The sequence below is a fragment of the Vandammella animalimorsus genome (assembly GCF_002285265.1).
Taxonomy (GTDB): domain Bacteria; phylum Pseudomonadota; class Gammaproteobacteria; order Burkholderiales; family Burkholderiaceae_C; genus Lampropedia.
In genome coordinates this window covers 126015-152038 of the sequence record NZ_NSJB01000001.1, presented here as the reverse complement: position 1 = coordinate 152038, position 26024 = coordinate 126015, and the positions used below count along the sequence as shown (strand labels likewise).

Genomic DNA, 26024 nt, shown 5'->3' with positions numbered 1-26024 from the left:
GGCCGCAACTTCAACCTCCAGCCAACCCAAACGCCGCGCAATGCCTGTTGCGCGGCGTTTTTTCTTGCCTCAAGCAAACACTACACAAAGGCCGCAGCCCCCATCCACACAGACGCACAGCCTTCAAAATCCAAGTAGCGCCAAGAGGGCTGGTATGCAAAGACCGCTGTTACACTTGAAGCCCATTGCTTTTTTCTGCAACAGCCGGAGGAGATTCATGGTATCTAGACATATTGGCGCGCTTGGCATACTGGCCATCGGCGCCGCATTGCTCCCTATGGCAGGGGCCCATGGGCAGGAAAGCCCATCGCCGCAGCCCCCTCACATCTACGAGCAAGGCGACTTCCGCGTGGTCTACCAAGCCCCTTGGCAAGACCTGCTGGAGAAGTTCAAGCTGTTCGACCATGTCACCTCCGGCTTCGCTGGCGGGGAAATCCAGTGGTACTACAACGATGCCAACCGGCCCGCTGCCTATGCCTCCGCCGATGAAGCCGTTGCGGCGCTGCAAAACGGCATGCAGCAATGGCAGACGGTGTGCAATGTGCGCTTTGTCTACAAGGGCACGACCACCAATCTGCCAGGGCTGGCACTCAATGGCAGCTTTGATGGCCAGAGCACGATCGGCTGGCACGACCCAGGCAACAACAGCGTTGCGGGCACAGGCGGCGTGGGCACGTCCAACGGCCAGGCCAAAGAAGGCGATGTCTGGCTGTCTTCGCGCTACCGGGCCAGCAACAAAACCATCATCCATGAGCTGGGCCACATGATGGGCATTGCCCACTCCGATGTGGATGATGTCGTGATGTCCGGCCCGCCACTGACGAGTTACTCCCCCAACCCATCCCAGACTCTGCAGCCCGACGACATCGCAGCCTGCCGCCATCTCTACGGCACGCCTTCGACTGGCACGGTGATTGCCGCAGTGGCGCCCACGGTGCTGAATTTCGGCAATGTGGTGCAAGGGCAAACTTCTGCCGCCCAAACGGTGACCTTGACCAACCAAGGCACGGCCGCTTTGACGCTGACGCAGGCGCCCAGCGTCGCCGCGCCTTTTGCCATTGCCGCAGCCGGCACGACCTGTGCGGCCAACACCACGCTGGCGGCCAGCCAGAGTTGCACAGTCGCCGTGACGTACGCGCCTACGGCACTGGGCGGCTCGTCGGGCTCGCTGACCTTCAAGCACAACGCCTCGCCGGCCACCACCACCGTGGCACTGAACGGCACCGGGGTTGCAGCCCCGATGCCCGCCGTGCAGCTGACGCCCGATCCCGTGAATTTCGGGGCCGTCACCGTGGGGGGCAATGCCCAGCAAGACGTGACGGTGCGCAATAGTGGCAACGCGCCTTTGAATCTGACGCAAATCACGGCCCCCGCGCCTTTCAGCGTCACCGCCGGTGGCAGCTGCGCTGTGGGCACCCCCGTGGCCGCAGGCAGCACCTGCACCGTGCGGCTGCGCTTTACGCCTGCCAGTGCAGGCAATGCACAAGAGCTGCTGCGCATCACGCACAATGGCACGCCCAATGTCAGCGAATTGTCTTTGAGAGGCCAGGGCGTCAATGCCGCGGCCCCCAATGCGCAGTTGAGCACCAGCGCGCTCAACTTCAGCGGCATTGCACTCAACAGCACCTCGCCAGCGCAAACCGTGACGCTGACCAACAATGGCTCGGCTTCGCTGCGCTTGGACGCAGCGCCTACAGTTGCTGCCCCCTTCCAGATCGCCGGCGGCACCTGCACAGCCAACATGGACATTGCCCCTGGTAACAGCTGCACCGTCAACGTGGTCTTCAAGCCCACGGCCGTTGGCCCAGCCAATGGCTCGCTGACCATTGCCCACAATGCTGCTGGCAGCCCATCAACCGTCACCCTGCGCGGCGTGGGCCAGGCTGCGCCAGCACCCAATGTGCAGCTCTCGCCCGCCACGCTGGATCTTGGCAATGCCACGGTAGGCGCCAGTTCGGCAGCCAAAACGGTGACCTTGACCAACAACGGCACAGGCCCGCTGACCTTGAGCGCAGCGCCCACCGTATCCGGTCCCTTCGAGATCGCCGCCGGCAGCACCTGCACCGCCGACGCAAACATCGCCGCAGGTGACAGCTGCACCATCAGCGTGGTCTTCAAGCCCACAGCCGCTGGCCCAGCCAACGGCACGCTGAGCATTGCCCACAACGGCGCGGGCAGCCCATCGACCGTGGCCCTGCAGGGCGTGGGCGTGGCGCTCACACCGGGCGTGCAGCTCTCGCACACCTCGCTCGATCTTGGCAATGCCACGGTAGGCGCCAGTTCGGCAGCCCAAACGGTGACCTTGACCAACAACGGCACAGGCCCGCTGACCTTGAGCGCAGCCCCTGCCGTGTCCGGCCCCTTTGAGATCGCCGCTGGCAGCACCTGCACCGCCGGGGTGAACATTGCCCCGAGCAACAGCTGCACCGTCAATGTGGTCTTCAAGCCCACCGCTGCAGGCCCTGCCAATGGCGCGCTGAGCATTGCCCACAACGGCGCGGGCAGCCCATCGACCGTGGCCCTGCGCGGCGTGGGCCAGGCTGCGCCAGCGCCCACTGCGCAGGTCTCGGTCGGCCACTGGGAATTTGGCGTGATCGCCGTGGGCAATGAGTCTGCACCGGCCACCATCACCTTCACCAACAGTGGCACGGCAGCGCTGACCTTGACAAGCCCGCCCTCGCTGGCAGGCCCCAATGCCGCAGCCTTCGTGCTGGATGTGGGCACCTGCAATGTGGCGACGCTGGCACCTGGTGCAAGCTGCACGGTGCAGGTGCGGTTCAAGCCGGCAGCCACCGGCCTGCAAGAGGCTGAGCTGCACTTCAGCCACGATGCCGCAGGCAGCCCGACCATCGTGCGCCTGCGTGGCGGCGTGCCGCTGGGCGCAACACCCGTGCCGGCGCTGGCGCCGCTGCTGCTGTTGCTGCTCTCGCTGGGCCTGGGCGCCACCGGCCTGCTGCAGCGCGGCCTGCGGCGCAAGGCATGACCATGCCATGAGCCCGGGCGGCCTGCCCGCTGCCAAGCTGGTGTGAAGCCAGTTGGCAGCAGGCAGGGCGAAGCGGGCAAGCCGCCGCCTCATCCTCATTGAGGCGCGCAAAACCCCAAACGGCCCCGTTCATGGCGCGAAGCCATGGACGGGGCCGTTTTTCATAGGCGCCTGCGCGCTGGGGCCGCCGCCATCACGTGGCAGCAGATCCAAGCGCCTTCAGCGCTCGGCGCCCGCCTTGTGGGCCGATTCATCACTGGGCATTTGCAGGCGCTGCAGGGCCTGGCGCAGCGGCTCGGGCAAGGGCACGGGGCGGCGGCTGTCGCGGTCAACGTAGACGTGCACGAAATGCCCGCGCGCGGCGCACAGCGCCTGGCCTTGGGCGAAGATGCCCAGCTCATAGCGCACGCTGGAGCGCCCCATGTGCGCGGTGCGCAGGCCCACCTCAATGGCCTGCGGGAAGGCCAGCGGCGCGAAGTAATTGCATTGGGTCTCGATCACCAGGCCGATGACGCCGCCGGCATGGATGTCCAGCACGCCCTGGGCGATGAGGTGGCGGTTGACGGCCGTATCAAACCAGCTGTAGTAAACGACGTTGTTGACGTGGCCGTAAATGTCGTTGTCGCTCCAGCGCGTGTCGATGCGCTCGAAGGCGGCAAAGGCGCTGCGCGGCAAGGGCTCGGGCCGAACAGCGGAAGCCGGCGAAGAAGGGTTGGCAGTGTGCATGGTCGATCTGTCAAAAAAAGAAGGGCATGTTCAAAAAGGGCGGCTGCGGCGCAGCACGCTGGCCAGGGCGGCCAGCAATGCACAGCCGGCGGCCAGCGCGAAAGCGGTTTGCGGCCCGCCCAGGTGTTGCGGCGGCGGCCACAGCGTGAACACGCCGGCGGCCAGCGCCGCGCCCAGCGATTGGCCCGTCAGCCGGGCCGTGCCCAGCATGCCGCCTGCGGCGCCGCTGCGCGTGCGCGGCCCAGCCGTGAGGATGATGTGGTTGTTGGGCGACTGAAACAGGCCAAAGCCCGCGCCGCACAGCCAGGCCGCGCAGCCCAGGGCCCACAGCGGCGCATGCAGGGGCAGCAAGGCCAGCAGCAACAGTCCGGCCGCCAGCAGCAGCATGCCCAGCGCACCCAGCACCGCGCCGGGAAAGCGCCCGATGCTGCGCCCGGCCCACGGCGCCACCAGCGCAATGGCCAGGGGCCACATGCTCACCAACAGGCCCGTCTGCCACGGCGCATGGTGCAGGATGCTCAGGCTCAGAAACGGCAGGGCGATGAAGCTGAGCATCTGCGCCGCAAACGCCATCACCGAGGCGCACATGGACAGCGCAAACACCGGGATGCGCAGCAAATCCAGCGGCAGCAGAGGCTCGGGCAGGCGGCGCTGGCGGCGCACATGCCAAACCCACAGCAGCAGGCTCAGCCCCAGAGCGGTCGCGCCCAGGCGGCCGTGCCAGCCCCAGTGGCCATGGGCCAGCCAGTGCGACAGGCCATGCGCGGCCAGCGCATCCACAGCCCAGAACAGCAGCCCGAAGGCCAGGATGTTGAGCAGCCAGTCCAGCGCCGAAAACGGCGTGCGCCCGCTGCACTGGCCCACCGGCAGATGGCGCCGCCCCAGCAGCACCACGGCCAGCGCCAGCGGCACGCCCAGCGCAAACAGCCAGTGCCAGGACAGCAGCGACAGCACCAGCGAGGCCAGCGCCGGGCCGGCCACGGCGGCCATGGCCACGGTCATGGCATTCAAGGCAATGCCACGCCCCAGCAAGGCGCTGGGGTAGACCTGGCGCACCAACGCGGCATTGACGCCCATGACGGCCGCGCCGGCCACGCCCTGCGCCGCACGGCACAGCACCAGCAGCCACAGCGCCGGCGCCAGCGCGCACAGCAGCGCGGCGCAGGCAAACAGGCCCATGCCCCACAGATACACGCGGCGGTAGCCCAGGCGCTCGCCCAGCGAGGCCATGGGCAGCAGCAGCCCCAGCACGGCCAGCTGATAGCCCGTGACGACCCAGACAGCCGAGGCCGCTGGCACGTCAAACGCGCGCGCAATCCTGGGCAGCGCCAGCGTCACGATGGAGCCATCGAGCACCACCAGCACCAGGCCCAGCAAAATCACGACCACCGCCTTGCGCCGCTGCGCCGGCGGCAGGCCATCGGCCTGGTCGGCCGTGGCCTGGGCAGTGGCCGTGGTGGGCGCTGGGGGGTGCAGAAGATCGGCGGCGGGCACGGTAAGAGCCTGTTCAAAGTCTCGGCGCGATTGGGCAAGAAGTGGTTGGGGCTGGGCTGCAAAGAGCCATCTCACGCACAGCTCGCAGCCATGGCTTTGGGACTATGGCGCGGCTTTGCGGGGAGCGCAAAGCGCATGACACGCTCTAAGAGTTGTTGAGCTTGAGTGTTGCGGCAGTGTTTTCGATCAAAAAACCGCAACCGCTGCGTTGGAAAGGCTTGCAAGGTGTTCTGGCCTTGCGCGCGTTTTCGCCATGCATCTGCGGCTTTTGTCTCGAAAAACCGCTTCGCAAACCCAATCTCAACAGCCCTACTGCGCGCTGACCTTGATGCCGGCCAGGCGCTGCGAATAGTCCCGGCCGCGCAGCGCCACCTTGGCTGCGGCCTGCAGCGCGATGTGGCGGTACTGCGCCGCGATGGGGCCTTCAGGCTCGGCCACCACGCTGGGGCTGCCGCCATCGGCCTGCAAACGGATTTGCATGTCCAGCGGCAGTGCGCCCAGATAGGCCAGGCCCAGCTCGGCCGCCAGGCGCTGGCCGCCGTCCTGGCCGAACACGTGCTCGATGTGGCCGCACTGGCTGCACACGTGCATGGCCATGTTCTCCACCAGGCCCAGGATGGGCACGCCGACCTTCTCAAACATGCGGATACCCTTGCGCGCATCGAGCAGCGCGATGTCCTGCGGCGTGGTGACGATGATCGCGCCGGTCAGCGGCACGCGCTGGCTCAGGCTCAGGTGGATGTCGCCGGTGCCCGGCGGCATGTCGATGAGCAGGTAGTCCAGATCGTCCCAATTGGTCTGGCGCAACATTTGCTCCAGCGCCTGCACGGCCATGGGCCCGCGCCAGATCATGGCGTCGTCGGGCCGGGCCAGAAAGCCAATGGACATGGCCTGCACGCCGTGGCGTTGCAGCGGCTGCATGCTCTTGCCGTCCAGGCTCTCGGGGCGTTGGTCCAGGCCCAGCATCATCGGCAAGCTGGGGCCGTAGACATCGGCATCGAGCAGGCCTACGCGCGCGCCCTCCTGCGCCAGCGCCAGCGCCAGGTTGACGGCCGTGGTGCTCTTGCCCACGCCGCCCTTGCCCGAGGCCACGGCGATGATGTTGCGCACCTGCGGCAGCGGCGTCAGCCCTGGGCGCACCGCATGGGCGGCCACCTCCAGCTCGAACTGCAGCTGCACCTGCCCGGCGCCGGCGCGCTGCGCGGCCTGCGTGAGCTGCTCGCGCCACAGCGCCTGCTGCGACTGCGCCGGGTACGGCATGCGCACGCGCAGCTGCACCTGCTCGCCCTCAATGTGCGCCTGCATGCGCTTGGGCGAGGCAAAGTCCTCGCCCGTAAAAATATCTCTTACACTCGCCAGCTCTGCGAGCAGGCGCTCTTGCTGCACTGCCATAGTCAATCCACTGTTTTCATCAATCCAAAGGCAAAGCCACGGCGGCCGGGGCCTGCGCGCGCAGCCCAGCCAATTGCCGTGGCCATCTCTTGCCTGTTCGCTGCGTTTTTGCCGTGAAATTCACCATTCCACGCCATTCGCTTTTCGGCCTGCTGCTGCGCTCTCCGTGGTGGGTCAGCATTATGCTGGCCGCCGTGCTGGGCGCGGCCCTGGCGGCGCTGATGCCGCGCGAATATGTGCTGCTGGCCCTGACCGGCACCTTGCCGCTGCTGATCGTGGGGGCCGTGGCCGCCTGGCAGCAGTGGCATGCCCCCAGCGATGAAAAGCGCAGCCAGGTCCTGCAGGAGGCCACACAGCTGAGCTGGGAGGATTTCTCCCGGCGCCTGCAACAAGGCTGGCGTCTGCAGGGCATCCACGCCAGCGCGCCCGAACACCCCGGCGCGGACTGGCGCATCACCCGCGAAGGCCAGTACACCCTGGTGCTGGCGCGCCGCTGGAAGGCCTCGGTGCATGGGCTGGAGCCACTGCGCCAACTGGCCCGCGCCATGGAGGACAGCGGCATCGGCCACGGGCTGTACATCGCCGCCGGCGGCGAGCTCAGCCCGCCCGCGCAGCGTTTTGCGCGCGAGCACAACATTCAGGTCTGGCTGGGCGAGGCCCTGTCGCTGTTCCTGCTGGGCAAGCGCCCCGGCGCCTGATGGCTGCCGTGCCGCACGCCGCCGCGCCCTGCCCCTCCCACCCGAGCCGGCCGCCGCCATCGGCCGCGCGCCATGCCCAGCAGCAGCGCGCGGCGCAGACTGCCCTGGTGTGCTGCGGCGGCGGGGCGCGCGCCGCCTACCAGGTCGGCGTGCTCAAGGCCCTGGCGCGCCTGCATGGCTCGCAGCCGCAGCGGCTGCGGCAAAGCCCGTTCGGCATCCTGGTGGGCACCTCGGCCGGGGCCATCAACGTGGCCGCGCTGGCCAGCGGGGCCGACCATTTCGAGCACGCCGTCGCGCAGCTCGAACAGACCTGGGCCGGACTGCACACCGAGCAGGTCTACCGCAGCGATTCCTGGAGCGTGCTGCGCAGCGGCACGCGCTGGCTGCGCCTGCTCTCGCTGGGCTGGGCCGTGGCGCGCTGGCGGCGCGGCCAGCCGCAGGCGCTGCTGGAGAATCAACCGCTGGCCGAGCTGCTGCAAGCGCGCATTGCCATGGCGCGCATCCCGGCGCTGATCGAGCGCGGCCACCTGCGCGCCGTGGCGGTGACGGCCTCCAGCTACAGCAGCGGCCGCCACATGAGCTTTTACCAATCGGCCACGCCCATCCAGCCCTGGCAGCGCTCGCTGCACCTGGCCTGCGCCACGGCCCTGCACCATGGGCATTTGCTGGCCTCGGCGGCCATCCCCTTCGTCTTTGCCGCGCAAGAGCTGGCCCTGCCGCACGGGGTGGAATTCTTCGGCGATGGCTCCATGCGCCAGCAGGCGCCCATGGCCCCGGCCATCCACCTGGGCGCGCAACGCATTCTGGTCATTGGCGTGGGGCGCGGCGTGACAACGGCGGGAAGCGCCGCAGGCGCCAGCGCGCCTTCGCTGGCGCAGATCGCCGGGCACGCGCTCTCGAGCATCTTCCTGGACACCCTGGCCACCGACATCGAGCGCCTGCAGCGCATCAACCAGACGCTGCGCCTGCTCACGCCGGAGCAGCAGGCGCAAAGCCAGTTGCGCCCCATCGAGCTGCTGGCCATCACCCCATCGCAGGACATCGACGCGCTGGCCGCGCGCCACCTGCAGCAGTTGCCCGCCAGCATCCGCGCCCTGCTGGGGGCGCTGGGCACGGGCAGCGATGCGCGCGAGCTGGGCCATTCGGCCCTGGTGAGCTATCTGCTGTTCGAGGCCGCCTTCACGCAGGAGCTGATCGCGCTGGGCGAGCAAGACACGCTGCGCCGCAGCCAGCAGGTGCTGGATTTCATGGGCTGGCAGGCCCCACCCGGCATGCCTTGAGGCAGCGCGCCGCGCTGGCGGCGGCGCAGCCCGCAGCCTTACTGCGGCTTGCCCGCCAGGCCGCTGGCCTGGATGCCGGCCAGCTCATCGGCCATGGCCTCGTACACGCTTTTGCGGATGGCAAATTCCAGCTCCTCGCGGATGCTGGGCAGCAGCGAGCGGGTCTGGCGCTCGATGACGGCGGCGATGACCTCGCCCACCCGGTCGGTGAGCACGGCGTCAACGCGCTGCATGACCCGGTGCACCAGCTGCTCCTCGAAGTCGCCCGGCAACAGCCCGCGCAAGGCGGCGGCATCCGGCCAAGTATCAGCTTGCGCGGCCCGGGCCGCCACGGCGCAAAAACCATCGGCCTGCTCGGCAGCGGCCTGCGGCGGCTCGGCCATGGCAGGCGGCTGCACGGGCTGCAGTGGCGCGGGCTGCGCCGGGGCGAGCTGGCCCAGCTGCAGCATTTCCCAGGCCACGCGCTCGGCCAGTTCGCTGGCCGCATCGCGCGGCGGCGGCGCCTGCATGGCCAAGGCAGCGGCTGCGCCGCCAGGCGGCATTGAGGCATCGCCTTGCAGGCCGTGCAGCACCTGCGGCCCGTTGGCATAGGGCTTGTGCAAAGGCTGCAGATCGTCGAAGGCGTCCAGCCAGGCTGGCGCGCCCTGCGCGTTCGGCGCGCTCGGATCGTTCGGCGCAGGCGGCTCGGGCTGCGGCGGCTGCGCTTCGCCTGCCCCGCCCCCGACGGCGTGCAGCGCGCGCTCGATGTAGCGCGAGGTGCGCAGCGCCGCATCGGCCTGGGGCTCGGGCATCAGCGTGGGGATTTGCGCCAGCGGCACCGGCATGTCCGCCGGGATGTCCACCGGGATGTCCGTTGGGATGTCCGCTGGCACGGCGGCCTGCATGCGGGCCTGCGCGCGGGCCTGCGCTGGCGGCTGCGCATCGTTGGCTGCAGGGGCCTGGGCAGCATCGGCGGCCTCGGCGCCCGGCTGGGCCTGCACGATGTCGGTCAGCGTGGGCACGGCCAGGGGGCGGCATGGATTGTGTGCGCTCTCAGTCATGGCAAAAATCCTCGGTGGCTGGCTGGGCGGCCCGATCAGGCGCCGGCGGCGGCCTGGCCCAGATCGTGGCTGAGGATGGCGTAGCCACGCTGCTGGTAGTGCCGCCAGCGCTGGCGGGCGCGCTGGCGGTCGTGGGCGTCGGGCGAGACCAGCTCATACAAATGCTCGAAATGGCTGAAGCCCGCCGGCACCTCATCCCACAGGCTGAGCAGGGCGTGGACCCGGCCGTGCAAGGCCTGCGGGTCGATGCGCTCGCACAGCAAGATGGGCGCCTGCACGCCGGGCGCGGCAGGCGCTGCGGCGGCGCTGGCCTGGCCTGGCGGCGCATCCAGCCAGTCGTGGGCGACGAAATCGGCCGGGGCCATCTGCCAGAGCATGGCGTCGAGCTGCTGCAGCTGCTGCGGCGCGGCGCTGAGCAGCAGCGGCGTTTGCTGCATGAAGGCCTTGCGCGCCAGGCGGCAGGCAAAGTGCAGCTTGTCGGGCACGTTGAAGTAGAAATGCACGTCCGTCATGGGCGCATTATCCAGCCAAGCCCTGCCCGCAGCGCCGGGCCTGCGCACGATGGCTGGCCGCGACCGCACACGACCGCGTACCGCTGCACAACGGCCCTGCAAACGGCACAAAGCCCCGCCGGGCTGCTGGCCAGGCGGGGCTTTGTGCGCTCTGTTGTGGGCCTGCGCGTCGCGCCCGTGAACAGAGCAAGCGCCTGTCCCAAGGCATCAGAATCCGCGCGTGACCGGCGGCTCCATCTCGCCGGCCTTGGGCGGCGTATCGGCGTATTTGCCCAGCTCCCACTTGGCAATGGCGTTGCGGTGCACCTCGTCGGGGCCATCGGCAAAGCGCAGCGTGCGGGCGTTGGCGTAGCTGTAGGCCAGCGGGAAGTCGTCGCTGAGGCCGCCACCGCCGTGCACCTGGATGGCCCAGTCGATGACGCGGCAGGCCATGCTGGGGGCCACGACCTTGATCATGGCGATTTCGGTGCGCGCGACCTTGTTGCCCACGGTGTCCATCATCCAGGCGGCCTTGAGCGTGAGCAGGCGCGCCATGTCGATCTCGCAGCGCGCCTGGGCGATGCGCTCCTGCGTGACGGTCTGCTGGGCGATGGTCTTGCCGAAGGCCACGCGGCTGAGCGCGCGGCGGCACAGGTATTCCAGCGCGCGCTCGGCCTGGCCGATCAGGCGCATGCAGTGGTGGATGCGCCCCGGCCCCAGGCGGCCCTGGGCGATCTCGAAGCCACGGCCTTCGCCCAGCAGGATGTTGGCCGCGGGCACGCGCACGTTTTCAAACACCATTTCCATGTGGCCATGCGGCGCGTCGTCGTAGCCCAGCACGCTCAGCGGGCGCAGGATTTTCACGCCCGGCGTGTCGGCCGGCACGACGATCATGCTTTGCTGGGCGTGGCGTGGCGCGTCAAAGTCGCTCTTGCCCATGGTGATGAAGACCTTGCAGCGCGGGTCGCCCGCGCCGGAGATCCACCACTTGCGGCCATTGATGACGTATTCGTCGCCCTGGCGCTCGATGCGCGTCTCGATGTTGGTGGCGTCGCTGGAGGCCACGGCCGGCTCGGTCATGGCAAAGGCCGAGCGAATCTCGCCTTCGAGCAGGGGCTTGAGCCAGCGCTGCTTGATCTCCTCGCTGCCGTAGCGCGCCAGCGTCTCCATGTTGCCGGTGTCGGGCGCCGAGCAGTTGAACACCTCCGAGGCCCAGGGCACGCGGCCCATGATCTCGGCCAGCGGCGCGTATTCCTGGTTGGTCAGCCCCGCGCCCTCGTAGCCCGAGGCGGCGGCCGTGTCCACGGGCAAAAACAGGTTCCACAGGCCCTGCTGGCGCGCGATGGGCTTGAGCTTCTCGATGGTCTGCAGCGGCGTCCAGCGCTTGCCGGCGGCCGTGTTGGCCTGCATCTCCTCGTGGTAGGCCTGCTCGTTGGGGTAGATGTGCTGCTGCATGAACTGCTGCAGCTTGTCCTGCAAGGCCTTGGTCTTGTCAGAGTAGTCAAAGTCCATCGCTGTGCTCCTTCTTGGTCGGGATCGGGTTGGGCGCGGCGGCGCACAGGGCGGCGCTCACGCCTTGGCAAATGGCCATCAGGCGCCGGCCTGCTGCGCCTTGCGCCAGGCCATCTCGGCCAATGGGCGCGTGTTCTCGCCCTGGGCCTTGGCGCGCGCGCTGCTGGCCAGCCCCTGCTGGGCGCGCTTGGCCACGCCCTGCAAGATGGCCGCGAGGCGGAACATGTTGTAGGCCAGGTAGAAGTTCCAGTCGGCCGTCAGCTGCTCGGCCGTGGCAAAGCCGGTGCGCTCGCAATAGCGACGGATGTATTCCTGCTCGCTGGGGATGCCCAGGCTGGCATAGGGCACGTCGGCAATGCCGCGGAACACGCCGCTGGGGATGTGCCAGGCCATGCAGTGGTAGCTGAAGTCGGCAAAGGGGTGGCCGATGGTGCTCAGCTCCCAGTCCAGCACGGCGATGGCCTGCGGCGCATCGTTGGCGAACATCAGGTTGTCCAGCCGGAAGTCGCCGTGCACGATGGCGCTGAGGCGCTCGTCGCGCGCCGAGGCCGGGATGTTGGCCGGCAGCCATTCGATGAGCCGGTCCATGGCCTCGATGGGCGCGGTCTCGCTGGCGCGGTACTGCTTGCTCCAGCGGCCGATCTGGCGCTCGAAGTAATTGCCCGGTCGGCCAAAATCGCCCAGCCCGCAGGCGCGGTAGTCCACCGAGTGCAGCGCGGCGATGACGCGGTTCATCTCGTCGTAGATGGCGCTGCGCTCCTGCGCGCTCAGGCCAGGCAGCGCCTGGTCCCACAGCACACGGCCGCTCTTGAACTCCATGATGTAGAAGGCCCGGCCAATGACCGATTCGTCCTCGCACAGCGCATACATGCGCGGCACCGGCACGGGCGTGCCTGCCAGCGCGCGCATCACGGCGAACTCGCGCTCGATGGCATGGGCCGAGGGCAGCAGCTTGGCCACCGGCCCGGGCTTGGCGCGCATCACATAGCGCTGCGTCGGGCTCGTCAGCTCATAGGTCGGGTTGGATTGCCCGCCCTTGAACATGGCCACCGACAGCGGGCCCTCAAAGCCCTCAACGTGCTGCTGCATCCAGCGCTGCAGCGCCGCCGTATCGAAGGCGTGCTGCGCGCTGACCTCGCGCGTGCCCACGAAATGCTCGAAATCACTCATGCCATCTCCATCGTTTGCTTGTTCCATTCATGCCGCCGCAAGGCGGCGCGGCGCGCGCGCAATGACAACGCCGCAACCGGCGCGCGCGCCAGGGGCAATCCCTGGTGCGCGCGCCGGTTGCGGCGTGCCGGTTCTGTCTCTGGTTTCGGTTGCGCCCGCAGCAGGGCTGGGCAGGCGGCTACGTGGCCGCCTCGCCAATGCGCAGCAGCGCCTCGCGGTCGAGCACCACCAGGCCGCCCGTTTCGATGCGGATGATGCCCTCGCGCTCCATGGCCTTGAGCTCCTGGTTGACGCGCTGGCGCGAAGCGCCCAGCAGCTGCGCCAGCTCCTCCTGCGCCAGCTGCAGGCCAATGCGGATGTGGTTGCCGCCGCTGAGGTCGGCAATGCCGTAGCTGCGCGCCAGGTGCAGCAGCTGCTTGGCCAGACGCGCGCGCAGCGGCAGGGTGTTCAGGTCCTCGACCAGCCCATACAGGCCGCGGATGCGCCGCGCATGCAGGCGCAAAATGGCCTGGTAGAACTCCACATGGGTCTGCAGGATCTTGAAGAAATCGCTCTTGCTCACCCCCACGATGGTGGTGTTGCCGTGCGCATAGGCATCGTGGGTGCGCTTGTCGCCATCGAGCAAGGCCACGTCGCCAAACCAGATGCCCGGCTCGACGTAGGTCAGCGTGATCTGCTTGCCCGTCAACGAGGTCGAGCTCACGCGCACCGCGCCCTTGGCGCAGGCGATCCACTCCTCGGGCGGATCGCCGCGCGCGCAGATCAGCGCGCCGTCCTTGTAGCGTTTGACGTATGCACATCGCAGGATATCGTGCCGCAGCGTCGGCGAAAGTGTGTTGAACCAGCGACCTGCATTGATCGCCTCGCGTTCCTGCATGGTAAGAATAGGTTCGTCCATGGCGTGTCTTTTGAGTGACTGGCACCGCCTGCCCGCTGCGGCGGGCGGCAATGCAAAGGCAGCTGCGCAGCGCCCATCATCGCGCTGGGCGGCGCACGTGCGCGCGCGATGATACGCACAAATGCCGGCCCTGCCGGCGCGGCGCGCGGGCCTGGCGCACAAATGCCATTACAGTGCCCGCTGGCACTGTCGCCGCGCTCTCCCATGCCCGCCATGAAACGACTTCTGACCAGCCTGTTCGTGCTGCTGGCCATCACTGCCGTGGTCTTCTACGGCATGTTCAGCACGCTCAAAAGCAAAAAGCCCGCTGCCCCGGCGGGGGCGGTGACGGCGCCAGCCGGCGGCGCGCAAGCCCCACGCTGAGCAGGCGCTCGGCGCCTGGCTCTCAAGAAAGGCCTGCGCCCACGATCTGCTCGCGCAGCATGGGCAGGGCATCCAGGCCCCAGAACAGCTGGCCAGCGACGACGAAGGCCGGCACGCCAAAGACGCCTGCGGCCTGCGCCTGGTCGGTGTTGGCGCGCAGCAGCTCCTTGCAGGCCGCGCCGTTTGGGCCGCCCTCGACGCGCAGCTGCTGCGCCAGGCGTTGCTCCAGCTGCGCCAGGCGCTCGGGCTGCAGGGCGTCGGCGCCGCCGGACTGCCAGACGTGCTCAAAGATGCACTGCGCCGTGTAGCGGTTGATGCAGCCGTCCGTGCTGCAGGCCATGGCCAGGCGCAGCAGCGGCAGGCTGTTGAAGGGGTGCTGGGCCGGCCAGGCAAAGCCCGCCTGCTGCGCCTGCATGGCCGCCGGCAGCGTGCCGGGCTCCTGCTCTGCCAGGCCTTGCTGCGCCTGGGCATGCTGCGCGGCCAGCCACTGCGTGTGGCGCCGGATCCAGCCGTGCTTGCTGGCAATGCTGGCCGGCGATGTCACGCCCTGGGCCTTGAACAAGGCCCCCAGCAGCACCGGCTTGTACAGCACCTGATAGCTGCCGCCCTTGAGCGCCTGCGGCAAGGCGTGAAATGCCAGGTGGGCATAGGGCGAGACAAAGTCGAAATAAAAATGGATGGGCTGCATGGCGGGTCTTGCATTGAGGGGTTGGGGACCTGAGGCCATCAAGGCTGGCCCAGGCGTGCGGCGGCGCGCTGCAGCATGGCCTGCCAGATGGCGCGCTTGCGCGCCGCGCTGGCCTGGCCCCATTGGGCGATTTCATCGAGCTGGCGGTAGCAGCCCAGGCAATGGGGCGCTGGCGCATCGGCTGCCGATGGCTCGGCGCTCATGGCGCACACCTGGATGCAGGGCGAAGGCGGCGGCTGCGGCGCGCCATCGTGCAGCAAGCCCTGCGCGCGCAGCTGCCGGGCCCGCGCCAGCAGGCGCTGCGCCGCCTGCACCGGGTCAGGCGGCCTGTCTTCAGCCTGGGATGGCGGCATGGCTGGGCAAGCCCCGTGGGAAAGTCCGCACCACATCGGCCCACGGGGCGTCCGTGCAGTGGTGCAATTGCGCCGGGCTGAGCGCCAGCAGCGCGCGCGCATGGCCGCACCAGGCCCAGAGCGCATCAAAGCGCTGCAGGCTCTCGTCCAGCAAACACAGCACCGGCTCGCGATGGCCCAGCGGCGCGACGGCCCCTGTGGCAAAGCCTGTGCGCTCCCGCACGAAGCGGGCATCGGCGCGGCCCACTTCCCCGAGCAGGCGGCAGACCTTGGCGCGATCGACCTGGCGATCGCCCGCCGCCATGACCAGCACCGGCGCATCATCGGCCAGGCGCCGCAGCACCTGCCCGCGCGCCAGCTGGCCCGGCGCCACGCCCAGCAGCGCAGCGGTCTGCCGCAGGCTGCGCGCGGGCTGCCCCAGCCACCGCGGCGGCCCCAGCTGCGGCCAGGCGCGCAGGGCCTGTTGCACGCGCTGCACTGGCTCGGGCAGCCTCGCGGGCGGCTGTTCGGGCAGTGGCAGCGACTGGGGCTGCGCGCCTGCTGGCAGCTTGCGCAAGGCCAAGGCGCTGGCCCCCGCCTCAGCCGCAGGCCACGGCCTCGGGCCGCTTCTTGGCGATGGCCGTGCCCGCGCGCGAGCTGGACGGGCGCTGCAGGAACTGGCTGATGTACAGCCCGGCATCGACCAGCTTGTCCAGGTCGATGCCCGTCTCGATGCCCATGCCGTGCAGCATGTAGACCACGTCCTCGGTGGCCACGTTGCCGGTGGCGCCCTTGGCGTAGGGGCAGCCGCCCAGGCCGGCGACGGCCGCATCGAATTGCCACACGCCCAGCTGCAGGGCCGCCAGCGTATTGGCCACGCCCTGGCCGTAGGTGTCATGGAAGTGGCCCGAGACGTCATCGAGCGCGTAGTGCTTGAGCGTGGCCTCGATGGCGCGCTGCACCTTCAGCGGCGTGCCCACGCCAATGGTGTCGGCCACGCCGGCGTGCTGCACGCCGATGGCCTTGAGCTGGCGCGCCAGCGACTCGACCTGCTGGGGCGAGACCTCCCCCTCATACGGGCAGCCGACGGTGCAGGACATGGCGCCGCGCACGTAAATGCCCCGCGCCCGCGCGGCCTCCACCACCGGCGCAAAGCGCTCGATGCTCTCGGCGATCGAGCAGTTGATGTTCTTCTGGCTGAAGGTTTCGCTGGCCGAGGCAAAGACCACGATCTCATCGGGCTGGCTGGGCAGGGCCGCCTCCAGCCCCTTCATGTTGGGCACCAGCACCGAGTAGCGCACCCCGGCTCGGCGCTCGATGCCGGCCATGACCTGGCTGTTGTCGGCCATTTGCGGCACCCATTTGGGCGAGACGAAGCTGGTGACCTCGATCTCCTTCAGGCCCGCATCCTGCAGGCGCTGCACCAGGCCGATCTTGACCTCGGCCGGCACCAGTTGTTTTTCGTTTTGCAGGCCATCGCGCGGGCCGACTTCCACCAGTTTGACTTTGCTGGGCAGTGCCATGGCTTGGGGCTCCTGAAGAGGTGTGAAGAAGAAAACGCCAGCGCGCAGCGCATGGGCCAGGGCCTAATGGCCGGCCCGGCCCATGCGCTGCGCGCGCCTGCCCGGTCGCCCCGGGCAGGCCTGTGTGTCATCCATTGCGCCGCCCGCCGGGGCAGCAAAACGTCAGGCCTGTTCAAGCAACAGGCTCAGAGCCCGTGCTCAGACGGCCGCCTCGTCCTGCTCGCCGGTGCGGATGCGCACCACCTGCTCCAGCGGGGAGACGAAGATCTTGCCGTCGCCGATCTTGCCGGTGCGCGCGGCCTTGGCGATGGTGTCGATGCAGCTGTCCACCACGGCGTCCGTCACGGCGATCTCGATCTTCACCTTGGGCAGAAAATCCACCACGTATTCCGCGCCGCGGTACAGCTCCGTGTGCCCTTTCTGGCGGCCAAAACCCTTGACCTCGGTGACCGTCAGGCCGGTGATGCCCGACTCGGCCAGGGCCTCTCGCACATCATCGAGCTTGAAGGGCTTGATGATGGCGGTGATCAATTTCATGCTCATTGCAAAACTCCTTGCCTGGGATGCGGCAATTCAAAGGCGCGCGGCTGCTGTCCGATACAAAGCCTGCGCCCGAAAAAAATGGCGACGCCGCCCGAAAAGCCCGCAATGGTAACGCCATTTTTTGCCAGGGCCGCCCGCCCAGAGCGGGCTTTTGCCTGGGCAAGACTCAGGCGTGTTCGGCCATCCACTCCTTGAGGGCGGCATCGATGCGGCCTTGCCAGCCCTGACCGCTGGCGCGGAAATGCTGCACCACCTCCGGCGACAGCCGGATCGTGATGCGCTCCTTGGTTGGGGCCTTGTTGGGGCCTCGGCCACGGCGCAGCTTGGCTTGCAGGCTGGCGGGCAGGGTATCCAGGCGAACAGCCTGCTTGAACATGGCCGGCGTCCATTCTGGATTGCTGGCATCGACCAGTTCAGGATTGGGTTTCTTGCTCATAGCGGGCAACCTCTCTTCGATTGGCCTTGCGCAAGCTGATGATGCGAATGCCGACGGGCGTTTCTTTGCCCGCAGCTGACGGCCCAAGCACAGTTTCAGCGACTTGCCACAGCTGGCACCGCGCGCCCCACATCAGCCCCGGTAGCCATTGGTGATCGGATAGCGCCAATCCAGGCCAAAGCTGCGCGCGCTGAGCTTGGGGCCGGGCGCGCCTTGCTGGCGCTTGTATTCGCTGATGCGCAGCAGCCTGAAGACCTGCTCGACGCGCTCGCGCGGGTGGCCTGCGGCCACGATCTCATCGGCCGAGCGCTCCTGCTCCATGCGCAGCCGCACGATGGCGTCGAGCACCTCGTAGGGCGGCAGGCTGTCCTGGTCGGTCTGGTTCTCGCGCAGCTCGGCGCTGGGCGGGCGGGTGATGATGCGCTCGGGGATGGGCTGGGCCACGGCCGGGCCCACGGCGCAGGGCGGCACGTGCGCATTGCGCCAGCGCGCCAGCGCAAAGGCCTCGGTCTTGTACACATCCTTGAGCGGCGCAAAGCCGCCGCACATGTCGCCGTACAGCGTGGAGTAGCCCATGGCCACCTCGCTCTTGTTGCTGGTGGTCAGCAGCAGGCCGCCGAACTTGTTGGACAAGGCCATCAGCAGCACGCCGCGGATGCGCGCCTGCAGGTTCTCCTCCGTGGCATCGGCCGGGCGCTGGCCGAACAGCGGCGCCAGGCTGTGCTGCAGCGTCTCGAAGGGCTCGCGGATGGAAATCTCGTCGTAGCGCACGCCCAGGCGGCGCGCCATCTCGCGCGAATCCTCCAGGCTGATGGCTGCCGTATAGGGCGAGGGCATCATCACCGCATGCACCTGCTGCGCGCCCAGCGCGTCCACCGCCAGCGCCAGCACCAGGGCCGAATCCAGCCCGCCCGACAGGCCCAGCAGCACCTGCTCAAAGCCGTTCTTGCGCACATAGTCGCGCGTGGCCAGCACCAGCGCCTGCCAGATTTGCAGCAGCCCATCGCCCGGCGCGTGGTTTTGCCCGGGCGCCAGCTGCCATGGCCCTGGCTCGGCGGCCCCTGCCGTGTCGCCCTGCCACTGCAGCGGCCACAGGCAGGCGGCAAAGCCCGGGGCCCAGCCCGCGATCTGGCCATCGGCCTGCACGGCCAGCGAATGGCCATCGAACACCAGCTCATCCTGCCCGCCCACCGCGTTGGCATACAGCAGTGGCAGCCCGGCGGCCTGGGCACAGGCGCCCAGCGTCGCCGCGCGCTGCGCCGGCCGGCCCTGCACGAAGGGCGATGCATCCAGCGCCAGCAGCAGGCGCGCGCCGGCCTGGCGGGCCTGCTGCGCCAGCTCGGGCCGCCAGGCATCGGTGCCGATGAGCACGGCCAGCGGCAGGCCCTGCACCGTGGCCGCCGCCAGCGGCGCATCCAGCGGGCCGGCAATGAAATGGCGCTGCTCGCCACTTTGCCCGCCCTGCCCGCCTTGTTGCCGCCAGCGCGCCAGCACCCGGCCCGCGCCGATCAGGCTGGCCGCATTGCAGGCCAGCGGCCTGGGCAGCTGCAGCAGCGGGTCTGTGGCGGCATGCCCAGGCGCGGCCACCGCCTCCGGATGGCCCAGCACGATGTGCAACTGCGGCCACTGCGCACTGGCGGCCACCAGCTGCTGCAGCGCCTGCTCGCAGTCCTGCAGGAAGCGCGGGCGGCAAAGCAAATCGGCCGCGCCCGGCCCGCTGAGAAACAGCTCGGGCAGCACCAGCAGCTGGCAGCCCTGCGCCTGCGCCTGGGCGGCGGCCTGCAGGGCCTGGGCCAGATTGCCCGGTACATCCCCCACGACGGGGTTGAGTTGTGCGACACAGATGGAAAGAGTCATGGGCGAAGGCATGGCGGCAAATGGGGCGCAGGGCAAGCGGGGCGCAGGCATTGCGCCCCTGCCGCCCTGGCAAAAGCGGCCATTATCACGCCAGGGCCTGTTCACGCATCGCAGCGCCGCGCGCCTGTGCGATCGGTGCAGATTTTCCCTGGGGTCGCACTGGTATGATTCGCGCCTTTCGCGCAGCCCGGCCGGCATGGGCAGGCCGGGCCTTGGAGCCCACTCCAAGGGTTGCAGGCCAACTGCCAGTAGCTCAACTGGATAGAGCAGCTGCCTTCTAAGCAGCAGGTCGGGGGTTCGAGTCCCTCCTGGCAGGCCAATGCCCCCATCCCTGCGCTTTTCTTGCCCTGGGACATTCCGCCGTGTCTTTGTTCGTCACCGAATTCGAGGGCGGTCGCGCCCTGTCGCCCTTTCGCGCCGCCAAGCTGCTGCCTGCGCTGCAGGCCATCCACCCCAAGATCCAGGCCATCGATGCGCGCTTTTTGCATCTGGTGGCCACCGAGCAGCCCATGGGCGATGCGCTGGCGCAGCAGCTGGCGCGCCTGCTGGACTATGGCGAGCCCTTTGCCCCGGCGCAGGCCGGCGCGGGCGATGCGCTGGTGCTGGTCACGCCCCGGCTGGGCACCGTCAGCCCCTGGGCGTCCAAGGCCACGGACATCGCGCACAACTGCGCCCTGCCGGTGCGCCGCATCGAGCGCGCCGTGGAGTACCGCCTGCACCTCAAGCCCGGCCTGCTGGGCCAGCGCGAGGCGTTGGACGATGCGCAGTGGCAGCAGGCCGCCGCCTTGCTGCACGACCGCATGACGGAGTCGGCGCTGCGCGATCGCCAGCAGGCCCAGGCCCTGTTCGAGAGCCTGCCGGCCGCGCCGCTGCAAACGGTGGACGTGCTCAGCGGCGGCCCCCAGCAAGGCAAGCAGGCGCTGGAGGCGGCCAACCGCGACTGGGGCCTGGCCCTGGCCGATGACGAGATCGACTACCTCGCCGCCGCCTTCACGCAACTGGGGCGCAACCCCACGGATGTGGAGCTGATGATGTTCGCCCAGGCCAACAGCGAGCACTGCCGCCACAAGATCTTCAACGCCGACTTCACCATCGACGGCCAGCGCCAGGACAAAAGCCTGTTTGGCATGATCCGCCACACGCACCAGATGGCGCCGCAGCACACCGTCGTGGCCTATGCCGACAACGCCTCGGTGATGGAAGGCCACGCCATCGAGCGCTTCGTCGCCCGCGCCGGCGACGCCCAGGCCCCACGCCAGTACGTGCGCGAGCCCGCCCGCCACGACGTGCTGATGAAGGTGGAGACGCACAACCACCCCACGGCCATCTCGCCCTTCCCTGGCGCTGCCACCGGCGCGGGTGGCGAGATCCGCGACGAAGGCGCCACCGGCCGCGGTGCGCGGCCCAAGGCGGGGCTGACGGGCTTTACCGTCTCCAAACTCTGGGGCGGCCTGAGCGAGCAGCCCGGCGGCAAGCCCGCCCACATGGCCAGCCCGCTGCAAATCATGACCGAAGGCCCGCTGGGCGGCGCGGCCTTCAACAACGAGTTTGGCCGCCCCAATCTGGCCGGTTACTTCCGCGAGTACGAGCAAGAAGTCGCTGGCGTGCAGCGCGGCTTTCACAAGCCCATCATGATCGCCGGCGGCCTGGGGCAGATTGACGCCACGCAGGTCAAGAAAGTGCAATTCCCCGCCGGCACGCTGCTGGTGCAACTGGGCGGGCCGGGCATGCGCATCGGCATGGGCGGCGGCGCGGCCAGCTCGCTGGCCAGCGGCGTGAACGCGGCCGATCTGGACTTTGACTCCGTGCAGCGCGGCAACCCCGAGATCGAGCGCCGCGCGCAGGAAGTCATCAACCAATGCTGGCAATTGGGCCAGGACAACCCCATCCTGGCCATCCACGACGTGGGCGCGGGCGGCCTGTCCAACGCCTTCCCCGAGCTGGTCAACGACGCCGGGCGCGGCGCGCGCTTTGATTTGCGCGCCGTGCCGCTGGAGGAAAGCGGCCTCTCGCCCAAGGAGATCTGGAGCAACGAAAGCCAGGAGCGCTACGTCATGGCCATCGCCCCGGAGGCGCTGGCGCGCTTCGAGGCACTGTGCGCGCGCGAGCGCTGCCCGTTTGCCGTGGTGGGCGTGACCACCGAGGCGCGCGAGCTGCGCGTGACCGACGGCGAGGACGGCGAGGACGGCAAGGACAACCCCGAAGCCACCACTGCCCCGCACCCCGTGGACATGCCCATGAACGTGCTGCTGGGCAAGCCGCCCAAGATGCACCGCGACGTGCGCAGCGTGGCGCGCACGCCCCAGCCGCTGGACGTCACCGGCGTGGGCCTGCAAGAGGCCATCATCGGCGTGCTCAGCCACCCCACGGTGGCCAGCAAGCGCTTTCTCATCACCATTGGCGACCGCACCGTCGGCGGCCTCACGCACCGCGATCAAATGGTCGGCCCCTGGCAGGTGCCGGTGGCCGATTGCGCCGTCACCCTGGCCGATTTCAAAGGGCTGGCGGGCGAAGCCATGGCCATGGGCGAGCGCAGCCCGGTGGCCGCCCTCAACGCCCCGGCCTCGGGCCGCCTGGCCATTGCCGAGGCCATCACCAACCTGCTGGCCGCGCCCATCGAGCTGGCGCGCGTCAAGCTCTCGGCCAACTGGATGGCCGCCTGCGGCGAGCCGGGCGAGGACGCCGACCTCTACGCCACCGTGCGCGCCGTGGGCATGGAGCTGTGCCCTCAGCTGGGCATCTCCATCCCCGTGGGCAAGGACAGCCTGTCCATGCGCACCGTCTGGCAGCACGAAGGCCAGCCGCGCAAGGTCACCTCGCCCGTGACGCTGATCGCCAGCGCCTTTTGCACCCTGCCCGACATCACCGGCACCCTCACGCCGCAACTCCATCGCGACGAGGCCGACACCACCCTCATCCTCATCGACCTGGGCCGCGGCCAGATGCGCATGGGCGGCTCCATGCTGGCGCAGGTGCTGGGCCAGGACGGCGGCGCGCCGCCCGACCTGGACGACGCGCAAGACCTGGTGCGCCTGGTCGATGCCGTCAACCAACTGCGCCGCGAAGGCAAGCTGCTGGCCTACCACGACCGCAGCGACGGCGGCCTGCTGGCCACCGTGGCCGAAATGGCCTTTGCCGGGCGCGTGGGCGTGGCGCTGAATGTGGACATGCTCATCACCGAAAGCGACGGCATCAGCGACAGCCGCGCCGAATACGGCGACGCCAAGAACTGGGCCCAGCAAATCGGCGCGCGCCGCGAGGAGCTCACCCTCAAGGCCTTGTTCAACGAAGAGCTGGGCGTGGTGCTGCAGGTGCGCACCGCCGAGCGCGACGCTGTCATGCAAACGCTGCGCGCGCACGGCCTGTCCAAGCACAGCCACTTCATCGGCAAGACCCGCCCGGCGCAGGCCCCGCTGGAAGACGGCAAGGGCCAGCTGCAAATCTGGCGCGATACCAAGAACGTCTTCAGCGCCGAGCTGTACGACCTGTTCCAGGTCTGGGACAGCGTGAGCTGGAAGATCGCCCGCGAGCGCGACAACCCCGACTGCGCCGACCAGGAGCACGCCGCCGCAGGCCGCATGGACGACCCCGGCCTGCACGTGCAGCTGAGCTTCGACCCGGCCGAGGACGTGGCCGCGCCCTTCATCGGCAGCCAGGCCCGCCCGCGCGTGGCCATCCTGCGCGAGCAGGGCGTGAACTCCCACGTCGAGATGGCCTACGCCTTCAGCGAAGCGGGTTTTGAGGCCATCGATGTGCACATGAGCGACCTGCAGGCCGGGCGCGAAAACCTGGCGCAATTTCAGGGCCTGGTGGCCTGCGGCGGCTTCAGCTACGGCGACACCCTGGGCGCTGGCATCGGCTGGGCGCGCTCCATCACCTTCAACCCAGCGCTGGCCGAGCAATTCGAGCAATTCTTCGCGCGCGGCGACACCTTCGGCCTGGGCGTGTGCAACGGCTGCCAGATGTTTGCCGAGCTGGCCGGCATCATCCCCGGCGCGCAGGCCTGGCCGCGCTTTACCACCAACCGCAGCGAGCGCTATGAGGCCCGCCTGGTGCAGGCGCTGGTGCCCGACTCGCCCAGCCTGTTCTTTGCCGGCATGGCCGGCAGCCGCCTGCCCATCGTCGTCGCCCATGGCGAGGGCTTTGCCAACTTCGGCCAGCGCGGCAACGCCAGCGCCGCCATCGCCGCGCTGCACTACGCGGACCACCTGGGCCAGCCCACCGAGCAATACCCGCTCAACCCCAATGGCAGCCCCGGCGGCCTGGCCGCCGTGACCACGGCCGACGGCCGCTTCACGGCCATGATGCCGCACCCCGAGCGCGTGTTCCGCAACGCCCAGATGAGCTGGACGGACCTGCCCGCCACCGGCGGCCTGGGCGCCAAAAGCCCCTGGATGCGCCTGTGGCGCAACGCCCGCAAGTGGCTCGGGTGACGGGCGGCACACGCCCCGCGCCCGGGCAAGGCCGACGCGCAGCGCAGCGCGCGCCGGGGCGCTGGTCCCGCGCGGCCCTGGCCTGGCGCGCCGCCCGCCCCCGCGGCAGCGCAGCGCCTGGCCTGCGCCCTTCTGTTCTTCCCCCAATGGCCGCCACGGCGCGCGCCAACGACTATGCAAACTCCCTATGAATGGGCCATGGGCTGGCGCTATACCCGTGCGGGGCGCACCAGCCGCAGCAAGGGCCTGCTTTCCTTCGTGGCCAGCGTCTCGGCCATCGGCATTGCGCTGGGCGTGGCGGCGCTGATCATCGTGCTCAGCGTGATGAACGGCTTTCAGCGCGATGTGCGCGATCGCATGCTCTCGGTGGTCTCGCACATCGAGGTGTTCGCCCCGCGCGGCGGCACGCTGCCCAGCGTAGAGCGCGTCTCGGCCCAGGTGCGCCAAAACCCGCAGGTCGTGGGCCTGGCGCCCTTCGTCTCGGTGCAGGCGCTCATCGCGCGCGGAGACGACATGCGCGGGGCCATCGTGCGCGGCATCGATCCGGCGCTGGAGCCCGAGGTCACGCAGCTGGCCGGCAGCCTGCGCCAGCAAGTGCTCGATCAGCTCACGCCGGGCAGCTTTCACATCGTGCTCGGGCACGAGCTGGCCAAGCAGCTGGGCGTGGTGCCCGGCGGGCAGGTCACGCTGGTGGCGCCCTCGGGCCAGGTCACGCCCGCCGGGGTGGTGCCACGCCTGAAGCAGATGACGGTGGTGGGCACTTTCGACTCGGGCCATTTCGAGTACGACTCGGGCATGGCCATGCTGCACATCGAGGATGCGCAGCGCATCTTCCGACTGGACTCGCCCAGCGGCATCCGCCTGAAGCTGCAGGACTTGCACCAGGCGCCCGAGGTGGTGCAGCAACTGGCCAACAGCCTGAGCGACCCGCTGCTGCTGCGCGACTGGACCATGCAAAACCGCAACTGGTTCATGGCCGTGCAGATGGAAAAGCGCATGATGTTCATCATCCTGACGCTGATCGTCGGCGTGGCCGCCTTCAACCTGGTGGCCACGCTGGTGATGACGGTGGCCGACAAGCGCGCCGACATCGCCATCCTGCGCACGCTGGGCGCCAGCTCGGCCAGCATCATGGCGATCTTCGTGGTGCAAGGCGCCATGGTGGGCATCATCGGCACGCTGGCCGGGCTGCTGCTGGGCCTGGCCGTGGCGCACAACATCGACGTCATCGTGCCCTTCATCGAGCGGCTGCTGGGCTTTCAGTTCCTGCCGCCGGAGATGTACCTGATCAGCCAGATCCCCAGCGACCCGCAGCTGCGCGACATCGTCTCGATCTGCGCCGTGGCGCTGGCGCTGGCCTTCGTCGTCACCCTCTACCCGAGCTGGCGCGCCAGCCGCATCAACCCCGCCGAGGCCCTGCGCTATGAGTGAAGCCCTTCGCCCCCCCGCACCGGCGCAGCCGCCGGTGGTGCTCTCGGCGCGCCAGGTGGTCAAGCGCTTTTGCGAAGGCCCGCTGGACGTGACCGTGCTCAAGGGCCTGTCGCTGGACGTGTATGCCGGCCAGACGCTGGCCATCGTCGGCGCCTCGGGCTCGGGCAAGAGCACGCTGCTGCACATCCTCGGCGGGCTGGACAAGCCCAGCAGCGGCAGCGTGCTGCTGCAGGGCCAGCCGCTAGAGGGCATGAGCGCCAACCAGCGCGGCGTGCTGCGCAATCGCAAGCTGGGCTTTGTCTACCAGTTCCACCACCTGCTGCCCGAGCTGAGCGCGCTGGAGAACGTGGCCATGCCGCTGCGCATCCGCCGCGCCAGCGCCCAGGAATGCGCGGACAAGGCCAGCGCCATGCTGCGCCAGGTCGGCCTGGGCGAGCGCCTGCAGCACCGCCCGGCCGAGCTCTCCGGCGGCGAGCGCCAGCGCGTGGCCATCGCCCGCGCGCTGGTCACCGAGCCGGTGTGCGTGCTGGCCGATGAGCCCACCGGCAACCTGGACCGCGAAACGGCCGACGCCGTGTTCGCGCTGATGATGCAACTGGCGCGCCAACGCGGCACGGCCTTCGTGCTGGTCACGCACGACCAGGAGCTGGCCGCGCGCTGCGACCGCCAGCTGCGCATGCAATCGGGCCAGCTGGAGGAGCCCGGCCAGCCCGCGCCGCAGGGCTGAGACCACA

At 69.2% G+C, this 26024-nt stretch carries 22 protein-coding genes and 1 tRNA gene; 8 read left to right on the top strand and 15 right to left on the bottom strand.

Annotation, left to right across the window (positions count from 1 at the left end; all coding sequences use genetic code 11):
• Positions 1-277: 277 nt before the first annotated feature.
• Positions 278-2983 carry a choice-of-anchor D domain-containing protein gene (locus CK625_RS00660; protein WP_172425043.1) on the top strand — a complete coding sequence of 902 codons (2706 nt, stop codon included), beginning with the start codon at positions 278-280 and terminating at the stop codon, positions 2981-2983.
• A gap of 219 nt (positions 2984-3202) precedes the next feature.
• On the opposite strand, the gene CK625_RS00655 is transcribed toward CK625_RS00660, so the two are convergent.
• The 3 genes from CK625_RS00655 to apbC all read right to left on the bottom strand — a co-directional run bounded on the left by CK625_RS00655 (position 3203) and on the right by apbC (position 6595).
• Positions 3203-3709 carry an acyl-CoA thioesterase gene (locus CK625_RS00655; protein WP_095538353.1) on the bottom strand — a complete coding sequence of 169 codons (507 nt, stop codon included), beginning with the start codon at positions 3707-3709 and terminating at the stop codon, positions 3203-3205.
• A gap of 30 nt (positions 3710-3739) precedes the next feature.
• Positions 3740-5203 (bottom strand): MFS transporter, encoded by a 1464-nt coding sequence (locus CK625_RS00650; RefSeq protein ID WP_238945434.1) that lies wholly within the window; start codon positions 5201-5203, stop codon positions 3740-3742.
• A 309-nt stretch (positions 5204-5512) separates the two neighbouring features.
• Entirely contained in the window at positions 5513-6595 is a 1083-nt protein-coding gene (gene apbC / locus CK625_RS00645; protein WP_095538352.1) for an iron-sulfur cluster carrier protein ApbC, read from the bottom strand.
• 113 nt (positions 6596-6708) lie between these two features.
• Between apbC and CK625_RS00640 the strand changes: the two genes are divergently transcribed.
• Positions 6709-7293 (top strand): restriction endonuclease, encoded by a 585-nt coding sequence (locus CK625_RS00640; RefSeq protein ID WP_095538351.1) that lies wholly within the window; start codon positions 6709-6711, stop codon positions 7291-7293.
• Complete coding sequence (locus tag CK625_RS00635) at positions 7293-8573, top strand: patatin-like phospholipase family protein (protein WP_095538350.1); 1281 nt, start codon at positions 7293-7295, stop codon at positions 8571-8573. The genes CK625_RS00640 and CK625_RS00635 overlap by 1 nt, the downstream gene beginning before the upstream one ends.
• A 38-nt stretch (positions 8574-8611) precedes the next feature.
• Here the strand turns inward: CK625_RS00635 and CK625_RS13990 are convergent, their stop codons facing one another.
• The 5 genes from CK625_RS13990 to CK625_RS00610 form a co-directional block, all read right to left on the bottom strand.
• On the bottom strand, positions 8612-9613 hold the full coding sequence (locus CK625_RS13990; protein WP_238945433.1) for a hypothetical protein: 1002 nt from the start codon (positions 9611-9613) through the stop codon (positions 8612-8614).
• A gap of 35 nt (positions 9614-9648) precedes the next feature.
• Positions 9649-10125: a DNA polymerase III subunit chi gene (locus CK625_RS00625; RefSeq protein WP_095538349.1), complete on the bottom strand. Its 477-nt coding sequence runs from the start codon at positions 10123-10125 to the stop codon at positions 9649-9651.
• Between the two features lie 207 nt (positions 10126-10332).
• Positions 10333-11616, bottom strand: coding sequence for an acyl-CoA dehydrogenase family protein (locus tag CK625_RS00620; protein ID WP_095538348.1), 1284 nt, complete (start codon positions 11614-11616; stop codon positions 10333-10335).
• Between the two features lie 78 nt (positions 11617-11694).
• Positions 11695-12786: a phosphotransferase gene (locus tag CK625_RS00615; protein ID WP_095538991.1), complete on the bottom strand. Its 1092-nt coding sequence runs from the start codon at positions 12784-12786 to the stop codon at positions 11695-11697.
• Between the two features lie 178 nt (positions 12787-12964).
• A complete protein-coding gene (locus CK625_RS00610) occupies positions 12965-13684 on the bottom strand; it encodes a Crp/Fnr family transcriptional regulator (RefSeq protein WP_095538347.1) in 720 nt (239 codons plus the stop codon).
• Between the two features lie 213 nt (positions 13685-13897).
• Between CK625_RS00610 and CK625_RS13830 the strand changes: the two genes are divergently transcribed.
• Complete coding sequence (locus tag CK625_RS13830) at positions 13898-14047, top strand: hypothetical protein (protein WP_172425042.1); 150 nt, start codon at positions 13898-13900, stop codon at positions 14045-14047.
• A gap of 22 nt (positions 14048-14069) precedes the next feature.
• Here CK625_RS13830 and CK625_RS00605 read toward each other — a convergent pair whose 3' ends face one another.
• The 7 genes from CK625_RS00605 to CK625_RS00575 all read right to left on the bottom strand — a co-directional run bounded on the left by CK625_RS00605 (position 14070) and on the right by CK625_RS00575 (position 19426).
• The gene (locus tag CK625_RS00605) at positions 14070-14735 is read right to left on the bottom strand and encodes a 2-hydroxychromene-2-carboxylate isomerase (RefSeq protein ID WP_095538346.1); all 666 of its coding nucleotides are present in this window, start codon (positions 14733-14735) and stop codon (positions 14070-14072) included.
• A gap of 38 nt (positions 14736-14773) precedes the next feature.
• Positions 14774-15088 (bottom strand): DUF1289 domain-containing protein, encoded by a 315-nt coding sequence (locus CK625_RS00600; protein WP_095538345.1) that lies wholly within the window; start codon positions 15086-15088, stop codon positions 14774-14776.
• Positions 15069-15644: a YbaK/EbsC family protein gene (locus CK625_RS00595; protein ID WP_238945432.1), complete on the bottom strand. Its 576-nt coding sequence runs from the start codon at positions 15642-15644 to the stop codon at positions 15069-15071. The genes CK625_RS00600 and CK625_RS00595 overlap by 20 nt, the downstream gene beginning before the upstream one ends.
• A gap of 22 nt (positions 15645-15666) precedes the next feature.
• On the bottom strand, positions 15667-16590 hold the full coding sequence (locus CK625_RS00590; RefSeq protein WP_095538343.1) for a hydroxymethylglutaryl-CoA lyase: 924 nt from the start codon (positions 16588-16590) through the stop codon (positions 15667-15669).
• A 198-nt stretch (positions 16591-16788) separates the two neighbouring features.
• Entirely contained in the window at positions 16789-17127 is a 339-nt protein-coding gene (glnK, locus tag CK625_RS00585; RefSeq protein WP_095538990.1) for a P-II family nitrogen regulator, read from the bottom strand.
• Between the two features lie 172 nt (positions 17128-17299).
• The gene (locus CK625_RS00580) at positions 17300-17569 is read right to left on the bottom strand and encodes a BrnA antitoxin family protein (RefSeq protein WP_095538342.1); all 270 of its coding nucleotides are present in this window, start codon (positions 17567-17569) and stop codon (positions 17300-17302) included.
• A gap of 132 nt (positions 17570-17701) precedes the next feature.
• Positions 17702-19426 (bottom strand): NAD+ synthase, encoded by a 1725-nt coding sequence (locus CK625_RS00575; protein ID WP_172425040.1) that lies wholly within the window; start codon positions 19424-19426, stop codon positions 17702-17704.
• 242 nt (positions 19427-19668) lie between these two features.
• Here CK625_RS00575 and CK625_RS00570 point away from each other — a divergent pair.
• From CK625_RS00570 to lolD, 4 genes are all read left to right on the top strand, one after another.
• Positions 19669-19745 (top strand) — tRNA-Arg (locus tag CK625_RS00570).
• A 43-nt stretch (positions 19746-19788) separates the two neighbouring features.
• On the top strand, positions 19789-23859 hold the full coding sequence (gene purL / locus CK625_RS00565; protein ID WP_095538340.1) for a phosphoribosylformylglycinamidine synthase: 4071 nt from the start codon (positions 19789-19791) through the stop codon (positions 23857-23859).
• A 174-nt stretch (positions 23860-24033) separates the two neighbouring features.
• On the top strand, positions 24034-25290 hold the full coding sequence (locus CK625_RS00560) for a lipoprotein-releasing ABC transporter permease subunit (RefSeq protein ID WP_095538339.1): 1257 nt from the start codon (positions 24034-24036) through the stop codon (positions 25288-25290).
• Positions 25283-26017, top strand: a complete 735-nt coding sequence (gene lolD / locus CK625_RS00555; protein ID WP_095538338.1) for a lipoprotein-releasing ABC transporter ATP-binding protein LolD — start codon at positions 25283-25285, stop codon at positions 26015-26017. The genes CK625_RS00560 and lolD overlap by 8 nt, the downstream gene beginning before the upstream one ends.
• Positions 26018-26024: the final 7 nt, after the last annotated feature.

Coding starts and splice junctions, on each gene's coding strand:
- CK625_RS00580 (WP_095538342.1), bottom strand. CDS start 17,569: ATGAGCAAGAAACCCAATCCTGAACTGGTCGATGCCAGCAATCCAGAA.
- apbC (WP_095538352.1), bottom strand. CDS start 6,595: ATGGCAGTGCAGCAAGAGCGCCTGCTCGCAGAGCTGGCGAGTGTAAGA.
- CK625_RS00635 (WP_095538350.1), top strand. CDS start 7,293: ATGGCTGCCGTGCCGCACGCCGCCGCGCCCTGCCCCTCCCACCCGAGC.
- CK625_RS00620 (WP_095538348.1), bottom strand. CDS start 11,616: ATGGACTTTGACTACTCTGACAAGACCAAGGCCTTGCAGGACAAGCTG.
- CK625_RS00625 (WP_095538349.1), bottom strand. CDS start 10,125: ATGACGGACGTGCATTTCTACTTCAACGTGCCCGACAAGCTGCACTTT.
- CK625_RS00605 (WP_095538346.1), bottom strand. CDS start 14,735: ATGCAGCCCATCCATTTTTATTTCGACTTTGTCTCGCCCTATGCCCAC.
- CK625_RS00610 (WP_095538347.1), bottom strand. CDS start 13,684: ATGGACGAACCTATTCTTACCATGCAGGAACGCGAGGCGATCAATGCA.
- glnK (WP_095538990.1), bottom strand. CDS start 17,127: ATGAAATTGATCACCGCCATCATCAAGCCCTTCAAGCTCGATGATGTG.
- CK625_RS13990 (WP_238945433.1), bottom strand. CDS start 9,613: ATGACTGAGAGCGCACACAATCCATGCCGCCCCCTGGCCGTGCCCACG.
- CK625_RS00575 (WP_172425040.1), bottom strand. CDS start 19,426: ATGACTCTTTCCATCTGTGTCGCACAACTCAACCCCGTCGTGGGGGAT.
- CK625_RS13830 (WP_172425042.1), top strand. CDS start 13,898: ATGAAACGACTTCTGACCAGCCTGTTCGTGCTGCTGGCCATCACTGCC.
- CK625_RS00655 (WP_095538353.1), bottom strand. CDS start 3,709: ATGCACACTGCCAACCCTTCTTCGCCGGCTTCCGCTGTTCGGCCCGAG.
- CK625_RS00600 (WP_095538345.1), bottom strand. CDS start 15,088: ATGCCGCCATCCCAGGCTGAAGACAGGCCGCCTGACCCGGTGCAGGCG.
- CK625_RS00590 (WP_095538343.1), bottom strand. CDS start 16,590: ATGGCACTGCCCAGCAAAGTCAAACTGGTGGAAGTCGGCCCGCGCGAT.
- CK625_RS00560 (WP_095538339.1), top strand. CDS start 24,034: ATGCAAACTCCCTATGAATGGGCCATGGGCTGGCGCTATACCCGTGCG.
- CK625_RS00660 (WP_172425043.1), top strand. CDS start 278: ATGGCAGGGGCCCATGGGCAGGAAAGCCCATCGCCGCAGCCCCCTCAC.
- CK625_RS00615 (WP_095538991.1), bottom strand. CDS start 12,786: ATGAGTGATTTCGAGCATTTCGTGGGCACGCGCGAGGTCAGCGCGCAG.
- lolD (WP_095538338.1), top strand. CDS start 25,283: ATGAGTGAAGCCCTTCGCCCCCCCGCACCGGCGCAGCCGCCGGTGGTG.